Origin of the sequence: Micromonospora sp. 050-3, assembly GCF_046549335.1 — a bacterium.
GTDB lineage: Bacteria > Actinomycetota > Actinomycetes > Mycobacteriales > Micromonosporaceae > Micromonospora > Micromonospora trifolii.
In genome coordinates this window covers 1,021,624-1,042,010 of the sequence record NZ_JAJPVX010000002.1, presented here as the reverse complement: position 1 = coordinate 1,042,010, position 20,387 = coordinate 1,021,624, and the positions used below count along the sequence as shown (strand labels likewise).

The window sequence follows — 20,387 nt, the reverse complement described above, 5'->3', positions numbered from 1 at the left end:
GAGGGATCAAGCCTGACCGCCCGGAGCCGGGCACGGTCGGCCCAATCCCCCAAGCGGAACCACAGTCAAGACCAGCGGACCGGGATCTCCAGCGGCGGCTCACCCTCGCCGGCCCAGAAGATGGTGCCGGTCGCGTCGACCACCACCACCCGCGGTGTCCGGGCCAGGCCCCAGGTGATCGCCTCAGCCGGGTCGTCCCAGCTCGGGGCCTCCTCCAGTACCCCGGTCTCGGCGCCGGCGTCGTCGCCGGCCGACCGCTCCCAGTACGCGGTCCAGACCTGCTGACCAGCGGACATGTCCGGATGTACGAAGACGGTGCCGCGCCCGCGCCAGGCAGCGAGCCGCTCCGGGACCACCGGCACCGGCGTCTCCCCGGTGACGGCCTCCAGATCCTCCACGCCGAAGGCGTGCGGCAGCAGCTCGGCCATCCGCAGTGGCTGGGTCTTGCTCTCGATCAGGCACTCCGGCCCGCCGTGCTCCCAGAGCAGCTGCCGGCACCGGCCGCACGGCATCAGCGGTTCGCCGGTGGCGTCGACGCAGGAGAGCGCGACGAGGCGACCGCCGCCGGTGGCGTGCAGGCTGGAAACCACCCCGCACTCGGCGCAGAGCGTCACCCCGTACGCGGCGTTCTCCACGTTGCATCCGACCACGATGCGGCCGTCGTCGACCAGCGCGGCCGCGCCGACCGGGAACGTCGAGTACGGCGCGTACGCGTGCCGCATCGCGTCGGTGGCAGCGGCGCGCAGCCGCGCCCAGTCAATGTCGGTCATGCCACCATCCTCCTGGCTCGCGCCGGCCCATCTGCCTCGTCGATCATGCAGTTGTGGTGGGCGACAGGTGCAACTTTGCGATTTTTGTGTGGCACCACAACTCCATGATCGACGGACCAGTGGTTGGTCAGCCCTTGATGTACGGCTTGCCGTCGGCGGCCGGTGCCCGGACCCTGCCGACCAGCCCGGCGACCGCCAGGATGGTCGCCAGGTACGGCAACATGGCCAGGAACTGGCTGGGGATGACGCTGTTGATGGCGCCCAGGTAGGTGGCGAGCTGGTCGGCGAAGCCGAAGAAGAGCGCGGCGAGCAGCGCGCCGGTCGGGTTCCAGCGGCCGAAGATCAGCGCGGCCAGGGCGATGAAGCCCTTACCGCCGATCATGTTCTTGGTGAACGAGTAGAGCGCCAGCGTGTAGGACGCCCCGCCGATGCCGGCGACCACGCCGGCCAGCAGCACGTTGCGGTAGCGGACCCGCAGCACCTTGACGCCGAGCGTGTCGGCGGCGATCGGGTGCTCGCCGACCGAGCGGGTCCGCAGCCCCCACCGGGTGCGGAACAGCCCGATGTGGATCACCAGCACCAGGAGCAGCCCGAGGTACAGGAAGATGTTGCCGCGGAACAACGCCGGCCCGAGCACCGGGATGTCCTTCAGCAGCGGGATCTCCCAGTTGCTGAAGCGGGGCGCGCTGTTGTACTTCGCGGCGTCGGTCTGCATCAGCCGCTCGTAGAGGAAGCCGGTGACGCCGACGGCCAACAGGTTCAGCACGATGCCCATGACGACCTGGTCGACCAGATAGCGGATGGCGAAGACGGCCAGCAGCAGCGAGATGAACGCGCCGCCGATCGCGGCGGCGACCAGGCCCACCCAGACGCTGCCGGAGATGCTGCCGAAGAGTGCGCCGCTGAACGCGCCCATCAGCAACTGGCCCTCGATGGCCACGTTGACCACGCCGGACCGCTCGCAGAGCACCCCGGCGAGCGCGCCGAAGATCAATGGCAGGGCCAGGATGAACGTGCCCCGGATGATGTTGACCAGCGGCATGAAGTTCTGCCCGGCCGGCGCGGCGGAGACCTGCCAGCAGAGGAACGACAGCACGAAGGCGACCAGCCCGACGCCGAGCACGGGGAGGAACCACCGCTTCGGCACCCCGGCGAGCAGCGCCGCGCCGGCCGCGATCGTGATGATCCCGAACAGGATCGCGCCGATCGTCCCGTTGATCTCCAACGCGGCACCGGCCGCGTCGTCGCTGAGTGTGAACCGGGCCTGCTGGTCGGTGGCGAGCGCGCCGAAGAGCACAGCGGACAGCAGGCCGAGCGCCAGCAGCGTGAGACCGACTTTCCGGCTGCGGGTCCAGAAGCCCTCGTCGACCGGGGCGACCGCGATGTCGGGGACAGCCATGGTGGACATGAGTTACCAGCCCTTCGCCAGGCTCGTCTGCAACCGGGCGGCGCGCGCGGCCCGGAGCTGGAAGATCGCCTTCACCAGGGCCGGTGCGGCGATGAAGATGACGATCAGCGCCTGGAGCACTGTCACCAGCTCCAGCGAGATCCCGGAGTACGACTGCATCCGGTTACCACCGGCCTGAAGCGCACCGAACAGCAGCGCGGCCAGCAGCACCCCCCAGGGCTTCACCCGCCCGAGCAGCGCCACCAGGATCCCGTCGAAGCCGATCTGCGCGACCACCAGCGGAGTCAACGCGCTGGCGGTGGAGCCGAGCACCATGTTCGAGCCGCCGAGGCCGGCCAGGATCCCGGCGAAGACCATGATCAGGATGTACGTCCGGGTGACGCTGATGCCGGCGGTCCGGGCGGCGTCCGGGTTGGCGCCGACCGCGCGCAGCTCGAAGCCGAGCGTCGAGCGGTTGAGCAGCCAGGCGACCGCCCAGGTGGCCAGCACGGCGAGCAGGATGCCGGCGTGCACCCGCAGGTTGTCGCCGAGCAGTCGGGGCAGCTGGGCGGAGCTGTCCACCGCCTTGCTGATCGCGTCGGTACGGTTCGGGTCCTGCACGCCGTTCTGCACGATCAACCAGGTGAGGAAGTACGTGGCGACGTAGTTGAGCATGATCGTATTGATCACCTCGTGCGCGCCGGCACGGGCCTTGAGGATGCCGGGGATGAAACCCCAGATCGCTCCACCCAGCGCGCCGGCCAGCACCGCCACCAGCAGGTGCAGGCCGGGCGGCAGCGGCAGCAGGAAACCGGCCAGCGCCGCCATGATCACACCGATGGTGGCCTGGCCCTGGGCGCCGATGTTGAACAGGCCGCCGCGGAAGGCCAGCGCCACCGACAGACCGGTGAAGACCAGCGGCGCCGCGTAGGTCAGCGTCTCCGAGATCGGCGCGAGCACTGCCTGCCAGCCGTTGGCGCCGTCCAGCCAGCCGGAGAACGCCTCGGGGTCGAAGACCGAGCCCTTGAACAGGTTCGCGTACGCCTCGCTGACGAGCGTCCAACTGGAGTTGATCGCGTCGGACGGGCGCGAGGTGATGTACGAGTAGGTGGAGAGCACCTCGGGATCAGAAATGATCATCAGCACCGCGCCGACCACGATCGCCAGCACCAACGACAGCAGCGTCACGGTGAACGTGTTGGCCGCCCAGAGGTTGTCCAGGAACAACCGGCCCAGGCTCGGCTTCGGCTCGGGCTCCGGGCCCGGCTTCGCCACCGAGCGGTCCGGCTCGGTCGCCACCTCGGCCCGTTCGGTGTTGCCGAGCGCGTTCTGCGCGGCCTGCGCCTCGCTCGCCGGCTCCTTGTCCGGCGAGCCAGACTGCGGATTGGGGTTGGTCATGCCTTGTCCTCGCTCGCGGAGCCTGCATCGCTCGCCGGGCGCCCGTCGGCCGTTCCGGGCTGATCGGCGGCGGGTGCCTCGGTGGCGTCGTGGGCCGCGTCCGGGCTGATGCCGGCCATCAGCAGACCGATCTCCTCACGCGGGGTGTCCGGGCCGACGATGCCGATGATCCGACCGCGGTACATCACAGCGATCCGGTCGGCCAACCCGATCACCTCGTCGAGTTCGCTGGAGACCACCATGACGGCGGTGCCGATGTCCCGTTCGTGGATGATCTGACTGTGGATGAACTCGATCGACCCGACGTCGACGCCACGGGTCGGCTGGGCGGCGATGAAAAGCTTCAGCGGCCGGGACAGCTCCCGGGCCACGATCACCTTCTGCTGATTGCCGCCGGAGAGGGTGCCCACCGCCGCGTCGGCCGATGAGGTGCGGACGTCGAACTGCTCGATCCGCTCCTTCGCCGAGGCGGCGATCGCGTCCGGCTTCAGCGCGAGCCCGGCACCGAACGGCGGTCGGTCGTAGATGTCCAGCACCAGGTTCTCCGCGACGCTGAACTCCTTGACCAGGCCGTCCACGCTGCGGTCCTCGGGCACGTAGCCGACGCCCGCCCGGAGCACCTTCTTCGGCTTCCAGCCGTCGATCCGGTCGCCGGCGAGGCTGATCGTGCCGGCGAGCACCGGGCGCAGGCCCATGACCGCCTCGATCAGCTCGGTCTGACCGTTGCCCTGTACGCCCGCCACACCGAGCACCTCACCCGCGCGCACGGTCAGGTCCACACCGTCGACCGCGCGGATCTGCCGGTCGTCGTCGACAACGAGCCCGGCAACCTCCAGCACGGGCTCGCCCGGCGTGGCCGGGGTCTTGTCCACTGTGAGCCGGACGTTGCGCCCGACCATCAACGCGGCCAGTTCGTCCCGGCTGGCCTCGGGTGAGGCGGTGCCGACGGTCTTGCCGCGTCGGATCACCGTGATCCGGTCGGCGATGGCCTTGACCTCGCCGAGCTTGTGGGTGATGAAGACGATCGACTTGCCGGCCGCCTTCAGCGACCGCATGACCGTCAGCAGTTCCTCGGTCTCCTGCGGGGTGAGCACCGCGGTGGGCTCGTCCAGGATGAGCAGATCGACGTCGCGGGTGAGCGCCTTGACGATCTCGACTCGTTGCTGGATGCCGACCGGCAGGTCCTCGATCACCGCGTCCGGATCGACCCGCAGGTTGTAGCGCTCGGACACCTCGGTGACCTCGCGTCGGGCCCGACGCCGGTCCAGGAAGCCGGCGATGCCGCCGCGGACCTGCTCGGCGCCGAGCATGATGTTTTCGGCGACGGTGAAGACCGGCACCAGCATGAAGTGCTGGTGCACCATGCCGATCCCGGCCCCGATCGCGTCGGACGGGCCCTTCAGCTTCAGCGGCTTGCCGTCGACCAGGATCTCGCCCTCGTCGGGCTGGTAGAGCCCGTAGAGCACGTTCATCAGGGTCGACTTGCCCGCGCCGTTCTCGCCGAGGAGGGCGTGAATCTCTCCAGGCTCCACCGTCAGGTCGATGTGATCGTTGGCGACCAGATCACCGAACCGCTTGGTGATGCCGCGCAGTTCGAGTCTCAGCGCAACCTCCTGGAGTGCGAGCGATGGTGCAGCCTAGCTGCCGTGGACCGGCCGGACCGGGCCGGCCGCCGTGGTGCGCGATCGGCCGCTCCGACCCCCGCGGGGTACCCGCAGAGCCGGAGCGGCCGATCGGTCGTACCTGTCCCCCGCCGATCCCCCCGATGATCTCACCGGAGGGGCCGGCCGGTTGTCACTTGGTCGGCTGGGCCTTCGAGGTGACGGTGATGGTGCCGGCGGCGATGTCCGCCTTGATCTTGTCGACCTCGGCCTTCAGCTCGGCCGGAACCTTGCTGTCGAAGTCGTGGTACGGGGCGATCGAGACACCGCTGTTGGCCAGGGTGCCGACGAAGCCCGGGTTGGCCGGCAACTTGTCGCCAGCGGCAGCCTTGACCACGGCCTCCTTGACGGCCTCCGGGATGTTCTTGACCACGGTGGTGATGATCGCCGCGCAGTCCGGGGTGCTCTCGCAGCCGTCGACGTCCACCCAGATGGTGCTGTACTTGCCGCCCGAGGCCTTGGCCGCGGCGGTGGTGCCGAGGCCGGAGCCGCCGGCGACCGGCATGATGATGTCCGCGCCCTGGGCGACCAGCGCGTCGGAGACCTTCTTGCCCTCGTCCTGCTTGGCGAAGTCGTTGGTGAACGACCCCTTCTGGGTCTGCTTGTTCCAACCCAGCGCCTGGACGTTCTTCTTCTTGGTGGTGTTGTAGTACGTCACACCGTCGACGAAGCCGTCCATGAAGATGGTGACCGGCGGGATCGGCAGACCACCGTAGGTGCCCACCTTGCCGGTCTTGCTCATCCCAGCGGCGAGGTAGCCGGCCTGGAACGCGGCCTGGGCGGTGTCGAACTGCATCGGGTAGACGTTGGCGTCACCCGGGTTCGCGTCGACGATGCCGAACTCCTGGTTCGGGTTCGCCTTGGCGATCTTCGAGGTGGCGTTGGCCATCAGGCCACCGACCGCCAGGATGAAGTCGCACTTCTGGTTGACGTACTGCGTCAGGTTCGGCTCGTAGTCGGCCTCGGCCTTGGACGCGACGAACTTGATGTCGATGTTGTCGTTGGCGGCCTTGGCCTCCTGCAGACCCTTCCAGGCCGAGGTGTTGAACGACTTGTCGTCGATGCCGCCGACGTCGGTCACCATGCAGGCGCTGAACTTCTTGGCGCCACTGCCGGCGTTGTTGTCATCCTTGGGGGCCTCGCCACAAGCGGCGGCGGTGAGCGCGAGCCCACCCACCGCGAAGATCGAGGCGATCCGCATCCCACGCACCGAGCGCAAGACGTCTCCTTCCCATTGCACACCGCGCCTTGTGCGGTGGCAGCCATCAGCCGACCTGCGGGTGTGCCGCCGGCTGTCCCACGTTACGGACGGGAGCGTACGCCCGCGTCCACCCACCGGCCGACAATCGTGCACGACTGTTGAGCGCCTGTTACCCGGGTGTAACCCTTGCGTGGGGCAAGTCACTCTTCGTGCTGGTAACTGAGCGCCGTGGCGTCCGCAACGTCCGTTTTCTGGAGGCGTTTTCCTCCTCGGACGTTACCGCCAAAAGACCGCGACCGCCGCGTTGACCAGGGTCAGACCAACAATCGCGAGGAAATGACCGCGGTTGACCACGTCCCGCTTCCGGGAGAAGAAGACCATGACGAAGATCAGCAGCGCGATCACCAACTTCGTCACAAGTTTTGCCGGTGCCGGCTCGTCGCCGTCGCGCAGCGGCGCGGACAAGCCCAGCCCGGTCAGCAACTGGATCACCGCGCCCCACAGCATGGCCGGGTTGATGCGTAGCCGACCACTGGCGTACTGGGCGATCGAGCCACCGAGCAGCAGGGCGAACCCGATCAGATGGACGTAGAGAAGGATGAGTCTGAGAGCTTCCACGGACGCCATACTTCCCTATGAACGACGGATCGTAGTAGTGGGAACCGCCGACGGGCACGGATCAGTCGATCAACCGGTCGCTGTGGGGGTGGCACTCGACAGGGCCGGCTCGCGCGGCTGGTCGAGCACCGGCTGCGACTCCGCCCGGCTGTCACCGCCGAACGCGACGGCGACCCATCCGGCGAGGCTCACCGCAGCCAGGAGCAGCACCGGCAGCGTCACCCGGTGCACCGAGGTCGCCAGCCACCACTCGATGTCGTTCGGGCCGGACAGGTACGTCCCGACCAGAACAGCCAGGTAGTAGCCGTTGGCCGCCCACACCCAGCCGTCCGCCGCCAGCCCGGCGGCACGCCGTCGCCCTCGCAGGAACAGCGTGCCGAGCAGCGCCACCACGGCAGCACCCACCAGCACCGGACCGACCACGTCCCACAGCGCCGCGGTGGTGAACTGGAACCGCTCCACCACCTCCGCGCCCCGGTCACCCGAGCCGCCGTTGGTGATGTCCGACTGGGCGTCCAACAGGCGGGCCAGCACCGCCCAGGCGCCCCCGGCCAGCACCGGCAGCCAGACCAGCGCGGCTCGCCGCAGGTCGGCGCGGGCCCGCACGGTGACCAGCACGGCCAGGCCCGCTGCGGCGATCAGCCCCTCGTTCTTACTGAGCGCCGCGACGGTCAACAGCAACAGCGGCAACAGGGGTCGGCGCAGCGGTTCCGCACTGAGCAGCAGGGCCACCACAGCTCCGGCGAAGGCGGCGGACCAGAGCGCGTCGGCGAGCCCGCCGGTCACCGCGTACGGGACGCCCGACCAGGTCGCCAGGCCCACAGCGATGGCCAGCGCCCAGGCCACCCGCGCGGACACCCGGCCCAGCGCCCGCCGGACCAGGTAGACCAGCATCGCGACCGCGGAGACGGTGACCAGCGCGCCAACGAGCTGGGCGGTACGGAAGTCCGGCTCGACGACGCTCCACACGGCCGCGACGGGCGCGGAGGCGAGTGGCGGGTAGTCGGTGTGCGAGAAGACGAAGGCGGGGCTGCCGATCGTCGCCCGCGCGTACTCGCTCCCGTTGGCGAAGTAGCCGGCGTGCAGCCACCAGATCGAGTGCGCGTCCCACTGGTGGGCCGGTTCGAAGATCATGAGGCACGGCGGGAGCAGTGGCAGCGCGATCAACAGCGCGTGCGACCACCGCCCGTAGGGTGCGGGCTCGCCGGGGCGGCGCAACAGCCACCAGGCGCCGACCGCCCCGGCGGCCACCACCAGGGCGAGCCAGAGCGGCAGTGGACCGCCGACGACCAGCATCAGGACCACCGCGACAGTGCTCAGCAACGCCGCCACCAGGGGCGCGAGGAGCAGGGCGAGAAAGGGACTGCGCAGTATCGCGAAGGCCAGCGGGAAGCCGGCGACGAGGAGGGCGAGTACGGCGAGCACCGGGGTGGGATCCATGTCGTCAGTCGACCTTCCGTACGACCAGCCGCACGCCGGCGCTGGTCGGCCGCTTCCGTTGCACCGAGGCGACGCCCACCGTGTAGTCCCGCGGCGCCCCCTCGACGACCACACATCCGCGCAGCACTGCCAGCTCACTCAACCGCTGACGCCACAGGTCCTTGTTGGCCCGGGCCGGGGTGAGCGAGATCCGGCTGCCCGTGGGCACCTGCTCGACGAACTGGCCCCAGAGCGTCTCCAGGTCCACCTGGTGCTGAAGTGCGGGAAGGTCGTGTTCCCGGTCACTCATCAGGGCAGCACCGCGGCCGGTGGCCTGCACCGCGCCCTGGGCGGTCAGGAGCAGGCAGCCCACCCCGACGAGCGCCACGACGATCCGGGCGATAGTGGTCGGGTTCCGGTGTTTCGTGGTCGTCATCGGTCAGCGAGCGTCTTGGCGGGGATGTCGTGGGGACGACGCCGGGCCCGTTCCCGGCCCAGGATCCACAACGCCTCGACCCCGTCCCGCCAGGTGATCTTCTTGCCCTCGTCCCGGCCCCGCGCCCGGTAGGTGATCGGCACGTCGTAGGGGCGGATCCGGCGCCGCAGCAGTTTGCCAGTCACCTCGGCCTCCATGCCGAACCCGCGGGAGCGGATGTTCAGCGACCGGTACAGCTCCACCGGCATCAGCTTGAAGCACGTCTCCAGGTCACCGATGTAGGAGTTGAACAGGACGTTCGCCGCCGTGGTGACCCCTCGGTTTCCGACCACGTACCAGAAGCTGTAGGCGCTGTGGCTGCCGAAGGTGCGGTTGCCGTAGACGACTGTCGCGTGCCCTTCCAGGACCGGTGCCAGCAGCCTCGGAATGTCCTGTGGGTCGTACTCCAGGTCGGCGTCCAGGATCACCATGTACTCGCCGCGGGCGCTGTCCACGGCCGTCTTGATCGCCGCGCCCTTGCCCGCGTTACGCGGGTGCGTCACTACCCGCAGCCGCGCGTCATCCAACCGACCGAGGATCTCCGCAGTTGCGTCAGTACTACCGTCGTCGACCACCACGATCTCAATCTCGCACGGGTACCGCACGGCGAGGGCCTGCTTCAGGGCCTCCGCGACGCGTTCCGCTTCGTTGTAGACCGGCATCAAGATCGACAATTGCACGAGAGTTCTCCCCGGGAACCGCACCGGACGGCGGATGAAGAGGCGGCGAAGCCGCCAGCGGCTAGTGAAGCAGGCGCGCCACACGTTCGCTGGCCCGCTCTCGCTGAGCAGCGTCGTGGCGGTGCCGAAGCACCCTACCTCGCGCCACCGGAGATCGACCGCCCCCCGGCCTCAACCCTTGACGGCGCCCGAGGTCAGCCCGGAGACGATGTACCGCTGGAGGAACTGGAAGACCAGTACCGTCGGTATCGCGGTCAGCAGGGTGCCGGCCGCGAAGATGCCGAAGTTGTTGTTGCGCTCATTGCCCTCCAACAGGCCGTACATCCCGACCGCCAGGGTCTTGGAGTCCGTGCTGGTGAGGAAGACGTTGGCCATCAGGAACTCGTTGATGGTGCCGATGAAGGCCAGCAGCCCGGCGACCGCCAGGATCGGCGCCACCAGCGGCAGCATGATCCGGAAGAAGACCTGGGCGTGCGAGGCGCCGTCCATGGTCGCCGACTCGTCCAGCTCCCGGGGCAGCGTGTCGAAGAAACCCTTCATCAACCAGGTGTTCACCCCGAGTGCGCCACCCAGGTAGAGCAGCAGCAGGCCCCAGGGAGTGTTGAAGCCGATCGACGGCCACAGGTCGGTGATCGTGCCGAAGATCAGGTAGATCGCCACGATCGCCAGGAACTGCGGGAACATCTGGATCAGCAGCAGCGAGAGCAGCCCCACCCGGCGGCCACGGAACCGCATCCGGGAGAACGCGTACGCGGCGAGCGCCGAGAGGAACACCGACGCGAACGACGCCACCCCGGCGATCAGCAGCGAGTTGAGGAACCACTGCCCGAACGCGGTTCGCTCGAACAGTCCACCGAAGTTGCCGAGCGACACCCCGCCGGTCGGCACCAACTCGGTGGTGGACAACGTGCCGAGCGGGTTCAGTGCGGCGGAGAGCACGAACACAATCGGGAAGAGGCTGAACAGGACGCCGAGCAGGGCCACCAGATGCCGCCAGCCGACCTGGGCGAACCAGCGACCACGCCGCCGGCCGGTCCGGTTGAGGTTGCGGTTGACCGCGCTCACGCGTACACCTCTTCCTGTTGGCGGGTCCGCCGGAAGCTCACCGCGGAGACCACCGCGACGATGGCGAAGATGAACAGTGAGATCGCGGCGGCGAAGCCGAACTGCGCGCCCTGCCCGCCGAAGGCCAGCCGGTAGGTGTACGTGATGAGCAGGTCGGTGGCGCCGTTGGCCGGGTTGTCGGCGGGGAAGGGCGCACCCTCGGTGGTCAGGTAGATCGCGTTGAAGTTGTTGAAGTTGAACGCGAACGACGAGATCAGCAGCGGGGAGAGCGCGACCAGCAGCAGCGGCAGGGTGACCGCGCGGAAGGACTGCCAGGGCGAGGCCCCGTCGACCGCTGTGGCCTCGGTCAGCTCACGCGGGATGGCCTGCAACGCGCCGGTGGCGACCAGGAACATGTACGGGTAGCCGAGCCAGAGCTGCACGAGGATTACCGCGAAGCGGGCCGTCCACGCCTGCCCGAACCAGTCCACATTCACCCCGAACAGGTTATTGATCAGCCCAAAGTCGGCGTTGAACATGTCCCGCCAGGCCAGCAGCATCGCGAACGACGGCATGGCGTACGGCAGGACGAGCAGCACCCGGTAGAAGTTGGTGCCGCGCATCCGGGGCGAGTGCAGGACCAGGGCGATCAGCATGCCGAGCAGGAACGTTCCGCCGGTGGAGCCGATGGCGAAGGCGAAGTTCCAGATGAGACTGCTCAGGAACGGGCCGGAGATGTTCTCGTCGGTGAGCACCCGGGTGAAGTTGGTCAGCCCGACGTTGACCTTCCAGCCCTGGGCCAGCCGCTCACCGTCGGCGGCGACGAAGGCGCCCGCCTCGGCGTCGGCGGTCCAGGTCTGGCCGGTCTCGGCGTCCCGGACGCAGTCGCAGCCGGCGTCGTACGCCCGCACCGCCTTGCCCTCGTACGCGCGGGACAGTCCGCTGGAGCGCACCGCGCCGCCCGGGGTGGGCACCACCAGGTCGGTGATCTCCTTGCTGCGGGAGCTGGCCTGGCCGACGGTCAGCACTGTGTACCCGTCGGCGGCGGTGACCCGGCCACCGGTGGCGACAGTGACGTCGGCGGGGTCGAGTCGGCGCAGCCCGTCGGTGTCGCCGACGGAGACAGCGCCGGTGCCCGGGTCGGTGACCAGGAAGACCAGCGCACCGGTGGCCGGGTCGCCTTTGGTGGCGATGGACAGGGCGTATTCGGCGGACCCGGGTACCTGGGTGACCGACGAGGACCCGATGGCGACGATCGCGTCGTCCTTGCTGCCCCGGTGCCCGTCGCCGAAGTTGGTGAAGGCGGTGCTGGCGGTGTAGAGCACCGGGAAGACCTGGAAGGCGATCAGGAACAGGGTTCCCGGGACCAGATACTTGGCCGGGATGTGCCGGCGGGTGAGGTACAGGTAGAACAGCCCGGCGGTGGACGCCGCCAGCAGTGCCAGGCCGGGCCACATGCCGGCGGAGATGAGCGGGAACGCCGCCCAGACCGCGACACCGGCGGTCAGGCCGAGCAGGAGCACCTTGCCGGCGAGCCCGGTCACTGTGATCGGCGCGTCGTCGCGGGTTCGCGACGGACGAGAGCGCGGGGGGCGGGAGCCGGCGGGCTCCCGGCCCGGGGTCTGCGTGGCAGACCCCGGGCCGGACAGCGGCGTACTCATTACTTGATCTGGCCGGAGATGGTCTTGCCGGCCGCGGTGATGGTGCTGGTCGGGTCTGCCCCGCCGATGACGGCTGCCTCGGCCTTGCCGAACGGGTCCCAGATCGCCGCCATCGCCGGGATGGCCGGAAGCACCTGCCCGTTCTTGCCCGCCTCCTGGAACTTGGCCAGGTCCGGGTCGGTGCCCTTGACCTGGTCGAGGGCGGCGGTCAGCGCCGGCGGCCGGGGCTCGGCGTTGTACAGCGCGACGGCCAGCTCGGGAGTGGTGGTGTAGTTGGCCACGAACTCCTGGGCCAGCGCCTTGTTCTTGCCCTTGGCGGCGACGTAGAACGCCTGCACGCCCACGAACGGCTGGGCCTCCTTGCCGCCGGCGAAGCCGGGGATCGCCGAGATGTCGTACTTGATGTTGGCCTTCTTCACGTCGGCCACGGCCCACGGCCCGGAGACCAGGTACGCGCACTTCTTGCCGGTGAAGGTGGCGATCGAGTTGGTGTCGGCGATGGAGCGCTTGAGCACGCCCGCGCCCTTCTCGCCGAGCGCGCCGATCTTCTTGAAGGCTTCGATCGACTCGGGCTTGCCCACGCCCAGGTCCTTCGGGTCGTAGTCCCCGTTGGGGCCGGTCCCGAAGAGGTAACCGCCGGCCGAGGTGTACAGCGGGTAGATGTGGTACGCGTCGCCGTTCTGGCCGACCTGGAGGCAGAGCGTCTCGGTGGCCTTCTTCGACGCCTTGAGCGTCCTGCCGGTGGCGACCAGGTCCTCGATGGTCTTCGGCGCCTCCGGGGCCAGCTCGGTGTTGCGGATCAACGCCAGGTTCTCCTGCGCGTACGGAACTCCGTAGAGCTGGCCGTTGAAGGTGACCGCCTTGATGGCTGTCGCGTTGAAGGCGCTCTTCTGCTCGGCGGCGAGCTGCACCGGGTCGATGGCGCCGTTCTGCACCAGGTTGCCGATCCAGTCGTGCGCGCCGACCACCACGTCCGGCCCGCTGCCCTGCTGGGACGCGGTGACGAAGTTGGTCTGGAGGTCCTTGCTGACGGCCTGGACCTCGACGGTGACGCCGTTCTCCTGGCCGAACTTCTCGGCGAACGGCTTGAGGGCGGCGGTCCGCTTGTCGTCCGCCCAGATCACCAGTTTGCCGCCGGCGGCCTTGGGGGTGTCCTTCGCGGCCGGCTCGTCGCTGTCGCCACCGCAGCCCGAGGCGGCGAGCGCCAGGGCGAAGAGGGCGACCACACCCGCGGTACGGATGCGCATCGGTGCTCCTGTCGTCATGGCGGTCCGCCGGGGGAAGGACGGGCCGCCAGTGGAAACCTCTGGAAGTTCTTGCCATCCGGCGCACGGATGCTGCGCCGCTGCTCTCGCATGTTGCGGGGACGTTAGCAAGACGTTGCAAGTAATGGAAGGGCTTGCAGAGCACCCCGCAAGAACTTGCCGGTGGGCTAAAGTGCCGCCATGCGCGCTCGACTGTCCGACATCGCCCAGCAGGCCGAAGTCAGCGAGGCCACGGTGTCGCGGGTGCTCAACGACCGCCCCGGCGTGGCCCCGGAGACCCGGCAGGCCGTCCTCACCGCCCTCGACGTGCTCGGGTACGAGCGCCCGGCCCGGCTGCGCAAGCGCAGCGCCGGGCTGGTCGGCCTGGTGGTGCCGGAGCTGGACAACCCGATCTTCCCCGCCTTCGCCCAGGTCATCGAGTCCACACTGGCGCAGAGCGGGTTCACACCGGTGCTCTGCACCCAGACCGCCGGCGGCGTGACCGAGGACGAGTACGTGGAGATGCTGCTGGACCGGCAGGTCTCCGGGATCGTCTTCGTCTCCGGCCTGCACGCCGACACGGCCGCCAACCACGACCGCTACCGGGCGCTGCTCGCCCGGCCGTTGCCGGTCGTGATGATCAACGGGTACGTACCCGGCATCGGCGCGCCCTTCGTCTCCTGCGACGACCGGGAGGCGGCCGAGCTGGCCGTCGCCCACCTGGTCGCGCTCGGGCACCGGCGGATCGGCCTGATCACCGGCCCGGACCGGTTCGTTCCGGTGCAGCGCAAGGTGGCCGGCTGGCGCTCCGCGATGACCCGACTGGCCGGCGTCGCCGAGGCTGACCTGGGTCCGCTGGCCGAGCTGTCACTGTTCGGAGTGGAGGGTGGCGAGGCGGCGGCCGGCCGCCTGCTGGACCGCGGCGTCACCGGCGTGGTCTGCGGCTCGGACCTGATGGCGCTCGGCGCGATCCGGGCCGCCCGCCAACGCGGCCTCAACGTCCCCGACGGCCTCTCCGTGGTCGGCTACGACGACTCCCCGCTGATGGCCTTCACCGACCCGCCGCTGACCACGATGCGGCAACCTGTCACGGCGATGGCGGTGGCCGCCGTCCGCGCTCTGGTGGACGAGATCAACGGGCACGGCGCCCCGCACTCGGAGTACCTGTTCCGCCCGGAGCTGGTGGTGCGCGGTTCCACAGCTGTCGCGCCGAGTTCCGCCCGCCTGTCTTACGCAAGATCTGCTTGACTCTTGCAGCGGCGGGCCGGCATATTGCTCGAATGATCAGCACCGCCACCCCGCCGCACGCCACCGACGACGACTGGTGGCGCTCCGCGGTCGTCTACCAGGTGTACGTCCGCAGCTTCGCCGACAGCGACGGCGACGGCACCGGCGACCTCCAGGGCATCCGGCAGCGCCTGCCGTACCTGCGCGACCTCGGGGTGGACGCGCTCTGGCTGACCCCCTTCTACACGTCGCCGATGATCGACGGCGGGTACGACGTGGCCGACTACCGCGACGTCGACCCGATGTTCGGCACCCTCGCCGACTTCGACGCGATGATCAGCGACGCGCACGCCCACGGCCTGCGGATCATCGTCGACCTGGTGCCCAACCACACCTCCAGCGCGCACCACTGGTTCACCGCCGCGCTCGCCGCCGGCCCCGGCTCACCGGAGCGGGCCCGCTACCTCTTCGCCGACGGCCGGGGCGCGCACGGCGAGTTGCCTCCGAACGACTGGGAGAGCATCTTCGGCGGCCCCGCCTGGACCCGGATCGCTGACGGTCAGTGGTATCTGCACCTGTTCGACAGGTCGCAGCCGGACCTGAACTGGCGCCACCCGGAGGTCCGCTCCGAGTTCGAGGACGTGCTGCGGTTCTGGCTGGACCGGGGCGTCGACGGATTCCGCGTCGACGTGGCGCACGGCATGATCAAGGCGGAAGGGCTGCCGGACGTCGGCTTCAGCTCGGCCACTACCGGCCAGCGCCAGGTCGAACTGCTCGGCAAGGGCCGGCTGCCGTACTTCGACCAGGACGAGGTGCACGAAATCTACCGGGCCTGGCGGCCCATCCTGGACAGCTACCCGGGCGGTCGGATGGCGGTCGCCGAGGCGTGGGCCGAGACGCCACAGCGCCTGGCCCGCTACATCGGCCCGGACGAGCTGCATCAGGCGTTCAGCTTCGACTTCCTCGACGCCACCTGGTCGGCCGACTCGTTCCGCAAGGTGATCGACACCGCGTTGGCCGAGGCGACAGTGGTCGGGGCGCCGACCACCTGGGTGCTGTCCAACCACGACAAGCAGCGGCACGTCACCCGTTACGGCGACGGCGTCGAAGGGCTGCGCCGGGCCCGGGCCGCCAGCCTGCTGATGCTCGCCCTGCCCGGCTGCGCCTACCTCTACCAGGGCGAGGAACTGGGCCTGCCGGAGGTCCTCGACCTCCCCGACGAACTGCGCCAGGATCCGGCGTTCCTGCGCACCGGCGAGAGCCGCGACGGCTGCCGGGTGCCCATCCCGTGGAGCGGCGAGCTGGCCCCGTACGGCTTCGGGCCGGCCGGCAGCGAGCTGAGCTGGCTACCTGCCCCGGCGGTTTGGCAGGCGCTGTCCGTCACCGCGCAGACCGATGTGCCCGGCTCGACCCTGGAGCTGTACCGGGCCGCCCTGCGGATCCGCCGCGTTCATCCCGCGCTCGCCCTCGACGCCGACGAGGTCACCTGGCGGGAGAGCGAGCCGGGCGTGCTGGCCTTCTCCCGCTCCGCCGGCGCGACAGTGCTGACCTGCGTGGTCAACTTCAGCGGCGCTCCGGTAGTGATCGACGGGTACGGTCAGCCGCTCGTTTCCAGCGACGAGCTCACCGAACAGGGCTCCGGTCAGCTGCTGCCAATTGACGCGGCAGTCTGGTTGGAACGGCCCTGAACGGGTAACTCGTTCTCGACCTGGTCGTTCGTCGTGCCCCGCGCCGACGGGCGACTGGGCTACCGACCCCTTGTGGTGGGGGGTGAGGTGCCACCGGCGCCGCGCGGAGTCCGCTCCGCGTGGCGCCGGTGTCCGTGTACAGCAACCCAGGTCGTCACTTCGCGGTGAGCAACGCCGCGATCCGGGTGAAACCGGCGCGTACCTCGGCCTCGTCCGGCGGTTCGGCGGGCTCACCGTGGCCGGCCTCGTCGGCTGCCGCGTCCAACTCCTCGTCGATCACGTCCTCGAAGTCCCCGTACAGGTCGGCCCCCTCCACCTGACGGGCCTCGTCCTCGGCGGCAACCTGCGCGGCGGCGATCTCGCTGCGGATCTCGTCGGCGGACAGCGCCGGCAGCAACGGCTCCACCACGGCCATCAGTTGCTCCTCAGCCACCACCGCCTCGGCCAGGGCCAACGCGTGCGGTCGCTCGTACGGCCCGCAGACCACCGGCTCCCACTCGTCGAGATCACCGAGCGGACCGAAGGTGATGATCCACGGCAGGCCGAGGAGCGGTGAGTCCGCCGGCAGGTCCAGTGTCATGAGTGCGCCCACCGGCTCATCATGGTCCGCGAACGCGAGCGCCGACGCCGTTCTGCTCAGTTATCGCCCGTCCGACTGTCGATCGGCGGCCGGTCAGCCGGGGCGGACGGCGTCCAGGGCGGCGCGAACCAGCGCGAGTGCGGTGGCCGTCGGCACGCCGAGCCGGGCCGCCTCCGCCGCGTAGCCGGCCGCCGCGCGCTGCAACCGGTCGACGGCGTCGTCCCGTCCGGGGGCGACGAAGGTGCCGTTGCGCCCCCGGGTCTCCAGCAGCCCGGCCGCCTCCAACTCCCGGTAGGCGCGGGCCACGGTGTTCGCGGCCAACCGCAGGTCGGCGGCGAGCTGCCGGACGGTCGGCAGTCGGCTGCCCACCGGCAACCGCCCGTCGCCGATCAGCTCGGCGAGCTGCACGCGCACCTGCTCGTACGGGGGCACCGACGAGTCCGAGTCGACCGAGATCAGCACCTGCGCGCCTTCCGTCATCAGCCTCCACCGCCCGGCGTACCGGGGTCGATGCCCTCGTCGACATCCTTCGGTGGCGCTGGGGTTTCCGCCAGGTCCACCACTCGGCCGTTGGTGCTGGTCGCCAGGAGCGCCGCGCCGAACAGCACCAACTGGTTGAGCAGGTAGAGGTAGAGCAGCAGACCGACGGCGCCGGCCACCACGGTGTACGCGGGGTTCCGCTCGGTCCGCACCACGTAGTACCGCCCTACTGTGTTCAGCAGCGTGATACCGACCGCCACCAGCACCACCACCGGGCGCAGCCGGGACCGGCTCATCCGCAGCCGGGGCACGGCCAGCAGCAACGCGGTGGCGAGCACTGTGTTGACCACCACGCTGAGTACCGCGCTGATGGTGGTCAGACCCACCGACCCGGTGCTGCGCAGCAGGAAACGCAGCAACGACTCCAGCGCGTCCACCGCCGCGACCGAGACGCCGAGCAGCACGAAGACGCCGATCATCACGCCCAGGTCGACGAGCCGCCGCACCACCAGATTGCCCGGCTGCTGGTTGAGCTTGTACATCAACCGCTGCGAGGACCGGATGGCCTCCACCCAGCCGATCCCGGTGAAGACGAGGATGACCAGGCCGACCACACCGACAGTGCCGCTGGAGTTGGCGATCTGCTCGGCGTCCAGGAACGGCAGATTCTCCTTGAGGAAGTCGGCCGCCGCCGCGCTGACCTCGTCGTTGTCCTCCAGGATCGCGCCGAAGATGGAGAACGCCACCAGGGCGAGGGCGAACACCGCGAAGAAGCCGTAGTAGGCGATCGCGGCGGCCAACCGGCCGGCCAGCACCTCGCCGTACAACACGCCGGCCCGCCACACATGATCGAAGAGCCCCGACCGGTGGCGCGCGGCGCTCACCCAGCGGTCGATGCCCGCCTCGATCTGGCCGATCACGTTCACGCGATCATCCTCGCCGATCTCCCACCGCTGTAGTGGCAACCGGCTCCCGATGCTCGCCGGCCGGCGCGTCGCCGACGCTTCAGGTGCTGGCGGTTCGGTTGCCGGCGGTCTGGTTGCCGGCGCTTCAGTTGCCGAGGCAGAAGTCCCGACGCGGCTGCCACCTGGCCTGCCCGCTGTGCGAGAAGAGGGTGAACCCGTCGACCTCGAACATCGCGGAGAAGTCGGCCAGATCCTCGTACACCTTGTCCAGGGCCTCCGGTGCCACGTCCTGAGCCACTGTGACGTGCGGATGGTACGGGAACCGGAGTTCGCGGTGCAGGCCCGGCGCCGCGGCGATGGCCGCGGCCAGCAGCTCGCACTCGCTGATCCCGGCCGCCACCGCGACGAACACCACCTGGGTGACCGGACGGAACGTGCCGGTGCCCCGCAGGTGCAGCGTGAACGGCAGGTGCGAGGCGGCGACGGCGGCCAGGTGCCGCTCGACCGCCGGCAGGTTGGCCGTCCGGATCTCGGTGGGCCCGAGCAACGTCACGTGCGCGGGCACCGCCAACGGGTCACCGGCCTCGACCCGCCGCCGGGTGAGGAGGGCACCCCACGGCTCGGGGATGTCCACCGCGATGCCGATCTGGATGGTGTCGCCGGTCGGCGGCACCCCGCCACTGCGATCCACGCTTCGCGCCGCCCCTCCGACCACCGAGCCGTCCACCTGTACCGCGCAGCTACTCGCCGCGCACGGGCGGGAAGAACCCGACCCGCTCGTACGCGGACCGCAGGGTCGTCGCGGCCACCGCACGGGCCTTCTCCGCGCCGGCCGCGAGCAGCTTGTCCAACTGCGCCGGATCGTCGAGGTAGGCGCGGGTGCGCTCCTGGATCGGCCGGACGAAGTCCGTCACCACCTCGGCCAGTTCCTTCTTCAGATCGCCGTAGCCGCGGCCCGCGTAAGCGGCCACCAGCTCGTCGATGCCGCGACCGCTGAGCGCCGAATAAATGGTCAACAGGTTGGACACACCCGGCTTGGTCTCGGCGTCGAAGACGATCTCGCGACCGGTGTCGGTCACCGCCGAACGGATCTTCTTCGCGGACCGAGCCGGATCGTCCAGCAGGTCGATGATGCCGGCCGGTGAGGACGACGACTTCGACATCTTCGCGGTCGGGTCCTGGAGGTCGGTGATCTTGGCAGTGTCCTTGACGATGTGCGGCGCGGGCACCGTGAACGTCGCGCCGAACAGCGAGTTGAAGCGCTGGGCAAGATCCCGGGAGAGCTCCAGATGCTGGCGCTGGTCCTCGCCGACCGGCACCGCGTTGGCCTGGTAGAGCAGGATGTCGGCGGCCTGGAGGACCGGGTAGGTGAACAGCCCGACGCTGGCCCGCTCGTTACCCTGCTTCTGCGACTTGTCCTTGAACTGGGTCATCCGGCTGGCCTCGCCGAAGCCGGTGATGCAGCCGAGCACCCAGGCCAGCTGCGGGTGCTCGGGCACCTGCGACTGGACGAACAGGGTGCTGCGTTCCGGGTCGAGCCCGACCGCGAAGAGCTGGGCCGCCGCCACCCGGGTCCGCTGGCGCAGCAGTGCCGGATCGTGCCCTGCGGTGATGGCGTGCAGATCCACCACGCAGTAGAACGCGTCGTGGGTGTCCTGTAGCGCCACCCAGTGCCGCACCGCGCCGAGATAGTTGCCGAGGTGGAACGAGTCGGCTGTCGGCTGGATGCCGGAGAAGACGCGGGGCCGGGCGGGAACGTCGGACATGGCGATAATTCTGTCAGCAAGCAACCCGGTCCGTCATGACGGGCCGGCGGGTCGGCTCCGGCCCGCCGGTGCCGGGGTGCTGACCTCGCGTGGTTCGCCCGCGCCGACCCGGCGCGTCGGCCCGACAGCGACCCGGCGGTGCTGCCCCGCCATCGGCTTTCGGACCTGCTCGTGGCCGCCCGC

General features: G+C 69.7%; 19 protein-coding genes. 2 read left to right on the top strand and 17 right to left on the bottom strand.

The features are described 5' to 3' along the window. Positions 1-65 precede the first annotated feature (65 nt). The 12 genes from ACLJOK_RS19860 to ACLJOK_RS19805 all read right to left on the bottom strand — a co-directional run bounded on the left by ACLJOK_RS19860 (position 66) and on the right by ACLJOK_RS19805 (position 13,561). The gene (locus ACLJOK_RS19860; RefSeq protein WP_410820229.1) at positions 66-770 is read right to left on the bottom strand and encodes a cytidine deaminase; all 705 of its coding nucleotides are present in this window, start codon (positions 768-770) and stop codon (positions 66-68) included. A 127-nt stretch (positions 771-897) separates the two neighbouring features. Beyond that, entirely contained in the window at positions 898-2,178 is a 1,281-nt protein-coding gene (locus ACLJOK_RS19855) for an ABC transporter permease (protein ID WP_238680475.1), read from the bottom strand. Positions 2,179-2,181: 3 nt separating this feature from the next. Continuing rightward, on the bottom strand, positions 2,182-3,555 hold the full coding sequence (locus tag ACLJOK_RS19850; protein ID WP_410820228.1) for an ABC transporter permease: 1,374 nt from the start codon (positions 3,553-3,555) through the stop codon (positions 2,182-2,184). Next, on the bottom strand, positions 3,552-5,099 hold the full coding sequence (locus ACLJOK_RS19845) for an ABC transporter ATP-binding protein (RefSeq protein WP_410821542.1): 1,548 nt from the start codon (positions 5,097-5,099) through the stop codon (positions 3,552-3,554). Before ACLJOK_RS19845 ends, ACLJOK_RS19850 begins: the two co-directional genes overlap by 4 nt. A gap of 250 nt (positions 5,100-5,349) precedes the next feature. After that, positions 5,350-6,417: a BMP family protein gene (locus ACLJOK_RS19840; RefSeq protein WP_238680491.1), complete on the bottom strand. Its 1,068-nt coding sequence runs from the start codon at positions 6,415-6,417 to the stop codon at positions 5,350-5,352. Between the two features lie 276 nt (positions 6,418-6,693). Then, positions 6,694-7,035, bottom strand: coding sequence for a hypothetical protein (locus ACLJOK_RS19835; RefSeq protein ID WP_091397247.1), 342 nt, complete (start codon positions 7,033-7,035; stop codon positions 6,694-6,696). 69 nt (positions 7,036-7,104) lie between these two features. Continuing rightward, positions 7,105-8,475: a hypothetical protein gene (locus ACLJOK_RS19830; RefSeq protein WP_410820227.1), complete on the bottom strand. Its 1,371-nt coding sequence runs from the start codon at positions 8,473-8,475 to the stop codon at positions 7,105-7,107. Between the two features lie 4 nt (positions 8,476-8,479). Next, positions 8,480-8,890 (bottom strand): hypothetical protein, encoded by a 411-nt coding sequence (locus ACLJOK_RS19825; protein ID WP_410820226.1) that lies wholly within the window; start codon positions 8,888-8,890, stop codon positions 8,480-8,482. Beyond that, positions 8,887-9,609 carry a glycosyltransferase family 2 protein gene (locus ACLJOK_RS19820; RefSeq protein WP_410820225.1) on the bottom strand — a complete coding sequence of 241 codons (723 nt, stop codon included), beginning with the start codon at positions 9,607-9,609 and terminating at the stop codon, positions 8,887-8,889. Before ACLJOK_RS19820 ends, ACLJOK_RS19825 begins: the two co-directional genes overlap by 4 nt. A gap of 171 nt (positions 9,610-9,780) precedes the next feature. Further along, positions 9,781-10,674, bottom strand: a complete 894-nt coding sequence (locus ACLJOK_RS19815; protein ID WP_410820224.1) for a sugar ABC transporter permease — start codon at positions 10,672-10,674, stop codon at positions 9,781-9,783. After that, positions 10,671-12,314 carry an ABC transporter permease subunit gene (locus tag ACLJOK_RS19810; RefSeq protein ID WP_410820223.1) on the bottom strand — a complete coding sequence of 548 codons (1,644 nt, stop codon included), beginning with the start codon at positions 12,312-12,314 and terminating at the stop codon, positions 10,671-10,673. Before ACLJOK_RS19810 ends, ACLJOK_RS19815 begins: the two co-directional genes overlap by 4 nt. Next, on the bottom strand, positions 12,314-13,561 hold the full coding sequence (locus tag ACLJOK_RS19805) for an extracellular solute-binding protein (RefSeq protein ID WP_410820222.1): 1,248 nt from the start codon (positions 13,559-13,561) through the stop codon (positions 12,314-12,316). Before ACLJOK_RS19805 ends, ACLJOK_RS19810 begins: the two co-directional genes overlap by 1 nt. A 198-nt stretch (positions 13,562-13,759) precedes the next feature. Between ACLJOK_RS19805 and ACLJOK_RS19800 the strand changes: the two genes are divergently transcribed. Then, a complete protein-coding gene (locus ACLJOK_RS19800; protein ID WP_238680467.1) occupies positions 13,760-14,806 on the top strand; it encodes a LacI family DNA-binding transcriptional regulator in 1,047 nt (348 codons plus the stop codon). Positions 14,807-14,838: 32 nt separating this feature from the next. Beyond that, positions 14,839-16,473: a glycoside hydrolase family 13 protein gene (locus tag ACLJOK_RS19795; protein ID WP_410820221.1), complete on the top strand. Its 1,635-nt coding sequence runs from the start codon at positions 14,839-14,841 to the stop codon at positions 16,471-16,473. Between the two features lie 154 nt (positions 16,474-16,627). Here the strand turns inward: ACLJOK_RS19795 and ACLJOK_RS19790 are convergent, their stop codons facing one another. From ACLJOK_RS19790 to trpS, 5 genes are all read right to left on the bottom strand, one after another. Then, positions 16,628-17,065 (bottom strand): hypothetical protein, encoded by a 438-nt coding sequence (locus tag ACLJOK_RS19790; RefSeq protein WP_091394593.1) that lies wholly within the window; start codon positions 17,063-17,065, stop codon positions 16,628-16,630. 81 nt (positions 17,066-17,146) lie between these two features. After that, positions 17,147-17,533, bottom strand: a complete 387-nt coding sequence (locus ACLJOK_RS19785; protein WP_354940927.1) for a GntR family transcriptional regulator — start codon at positions 17,531-17,533, stop codon at positions 17,147-17,149. Next, positions 17,533-18,459 carry a YihY/virulence factor BrkB family protein gene (locus ACLJOK_RS19780; protein WP_410820220.1) on the bottom strand — a complete coding sequence of 309 codons (927 nt, stop codon included), beginning with the start codon at positions 18,457-18,459 and terminating at the stop codon, positions 17,533-17,535. The genes ACLJOK_RS19785 and ACLJOK_RS19780 overlap by 1 nt, the downstream gene beginning before the upstream one ends. 124 nt (positions 18,460-18,583) lie before the next feature. Then, complete coding sequence (locus tag ACLJOK_RS19775; protein WP_410820219.1) at positions 18,584-19,153, bottom strand: 2'-5' RNA ligase family protein; 570 nt, start codon at positions 19,151-19,153, stop codon at positions 18,584-18,586. 25 nt (positions 19,154-19,178) lie between these two features. Further along, complete coding sequence (gene trpS / locus ACLJOK_RS19770) at positions 19,179-20,204, bottom strand: tryptophan--tRNA ligase (protein ID WP_210784770.1); 1,026 nt, start codon at positions 20,202-20,204, stop codon at positions 19,179-19,181. Positions 20,205-20,387 lie beyond the last annotated feature (183 nt).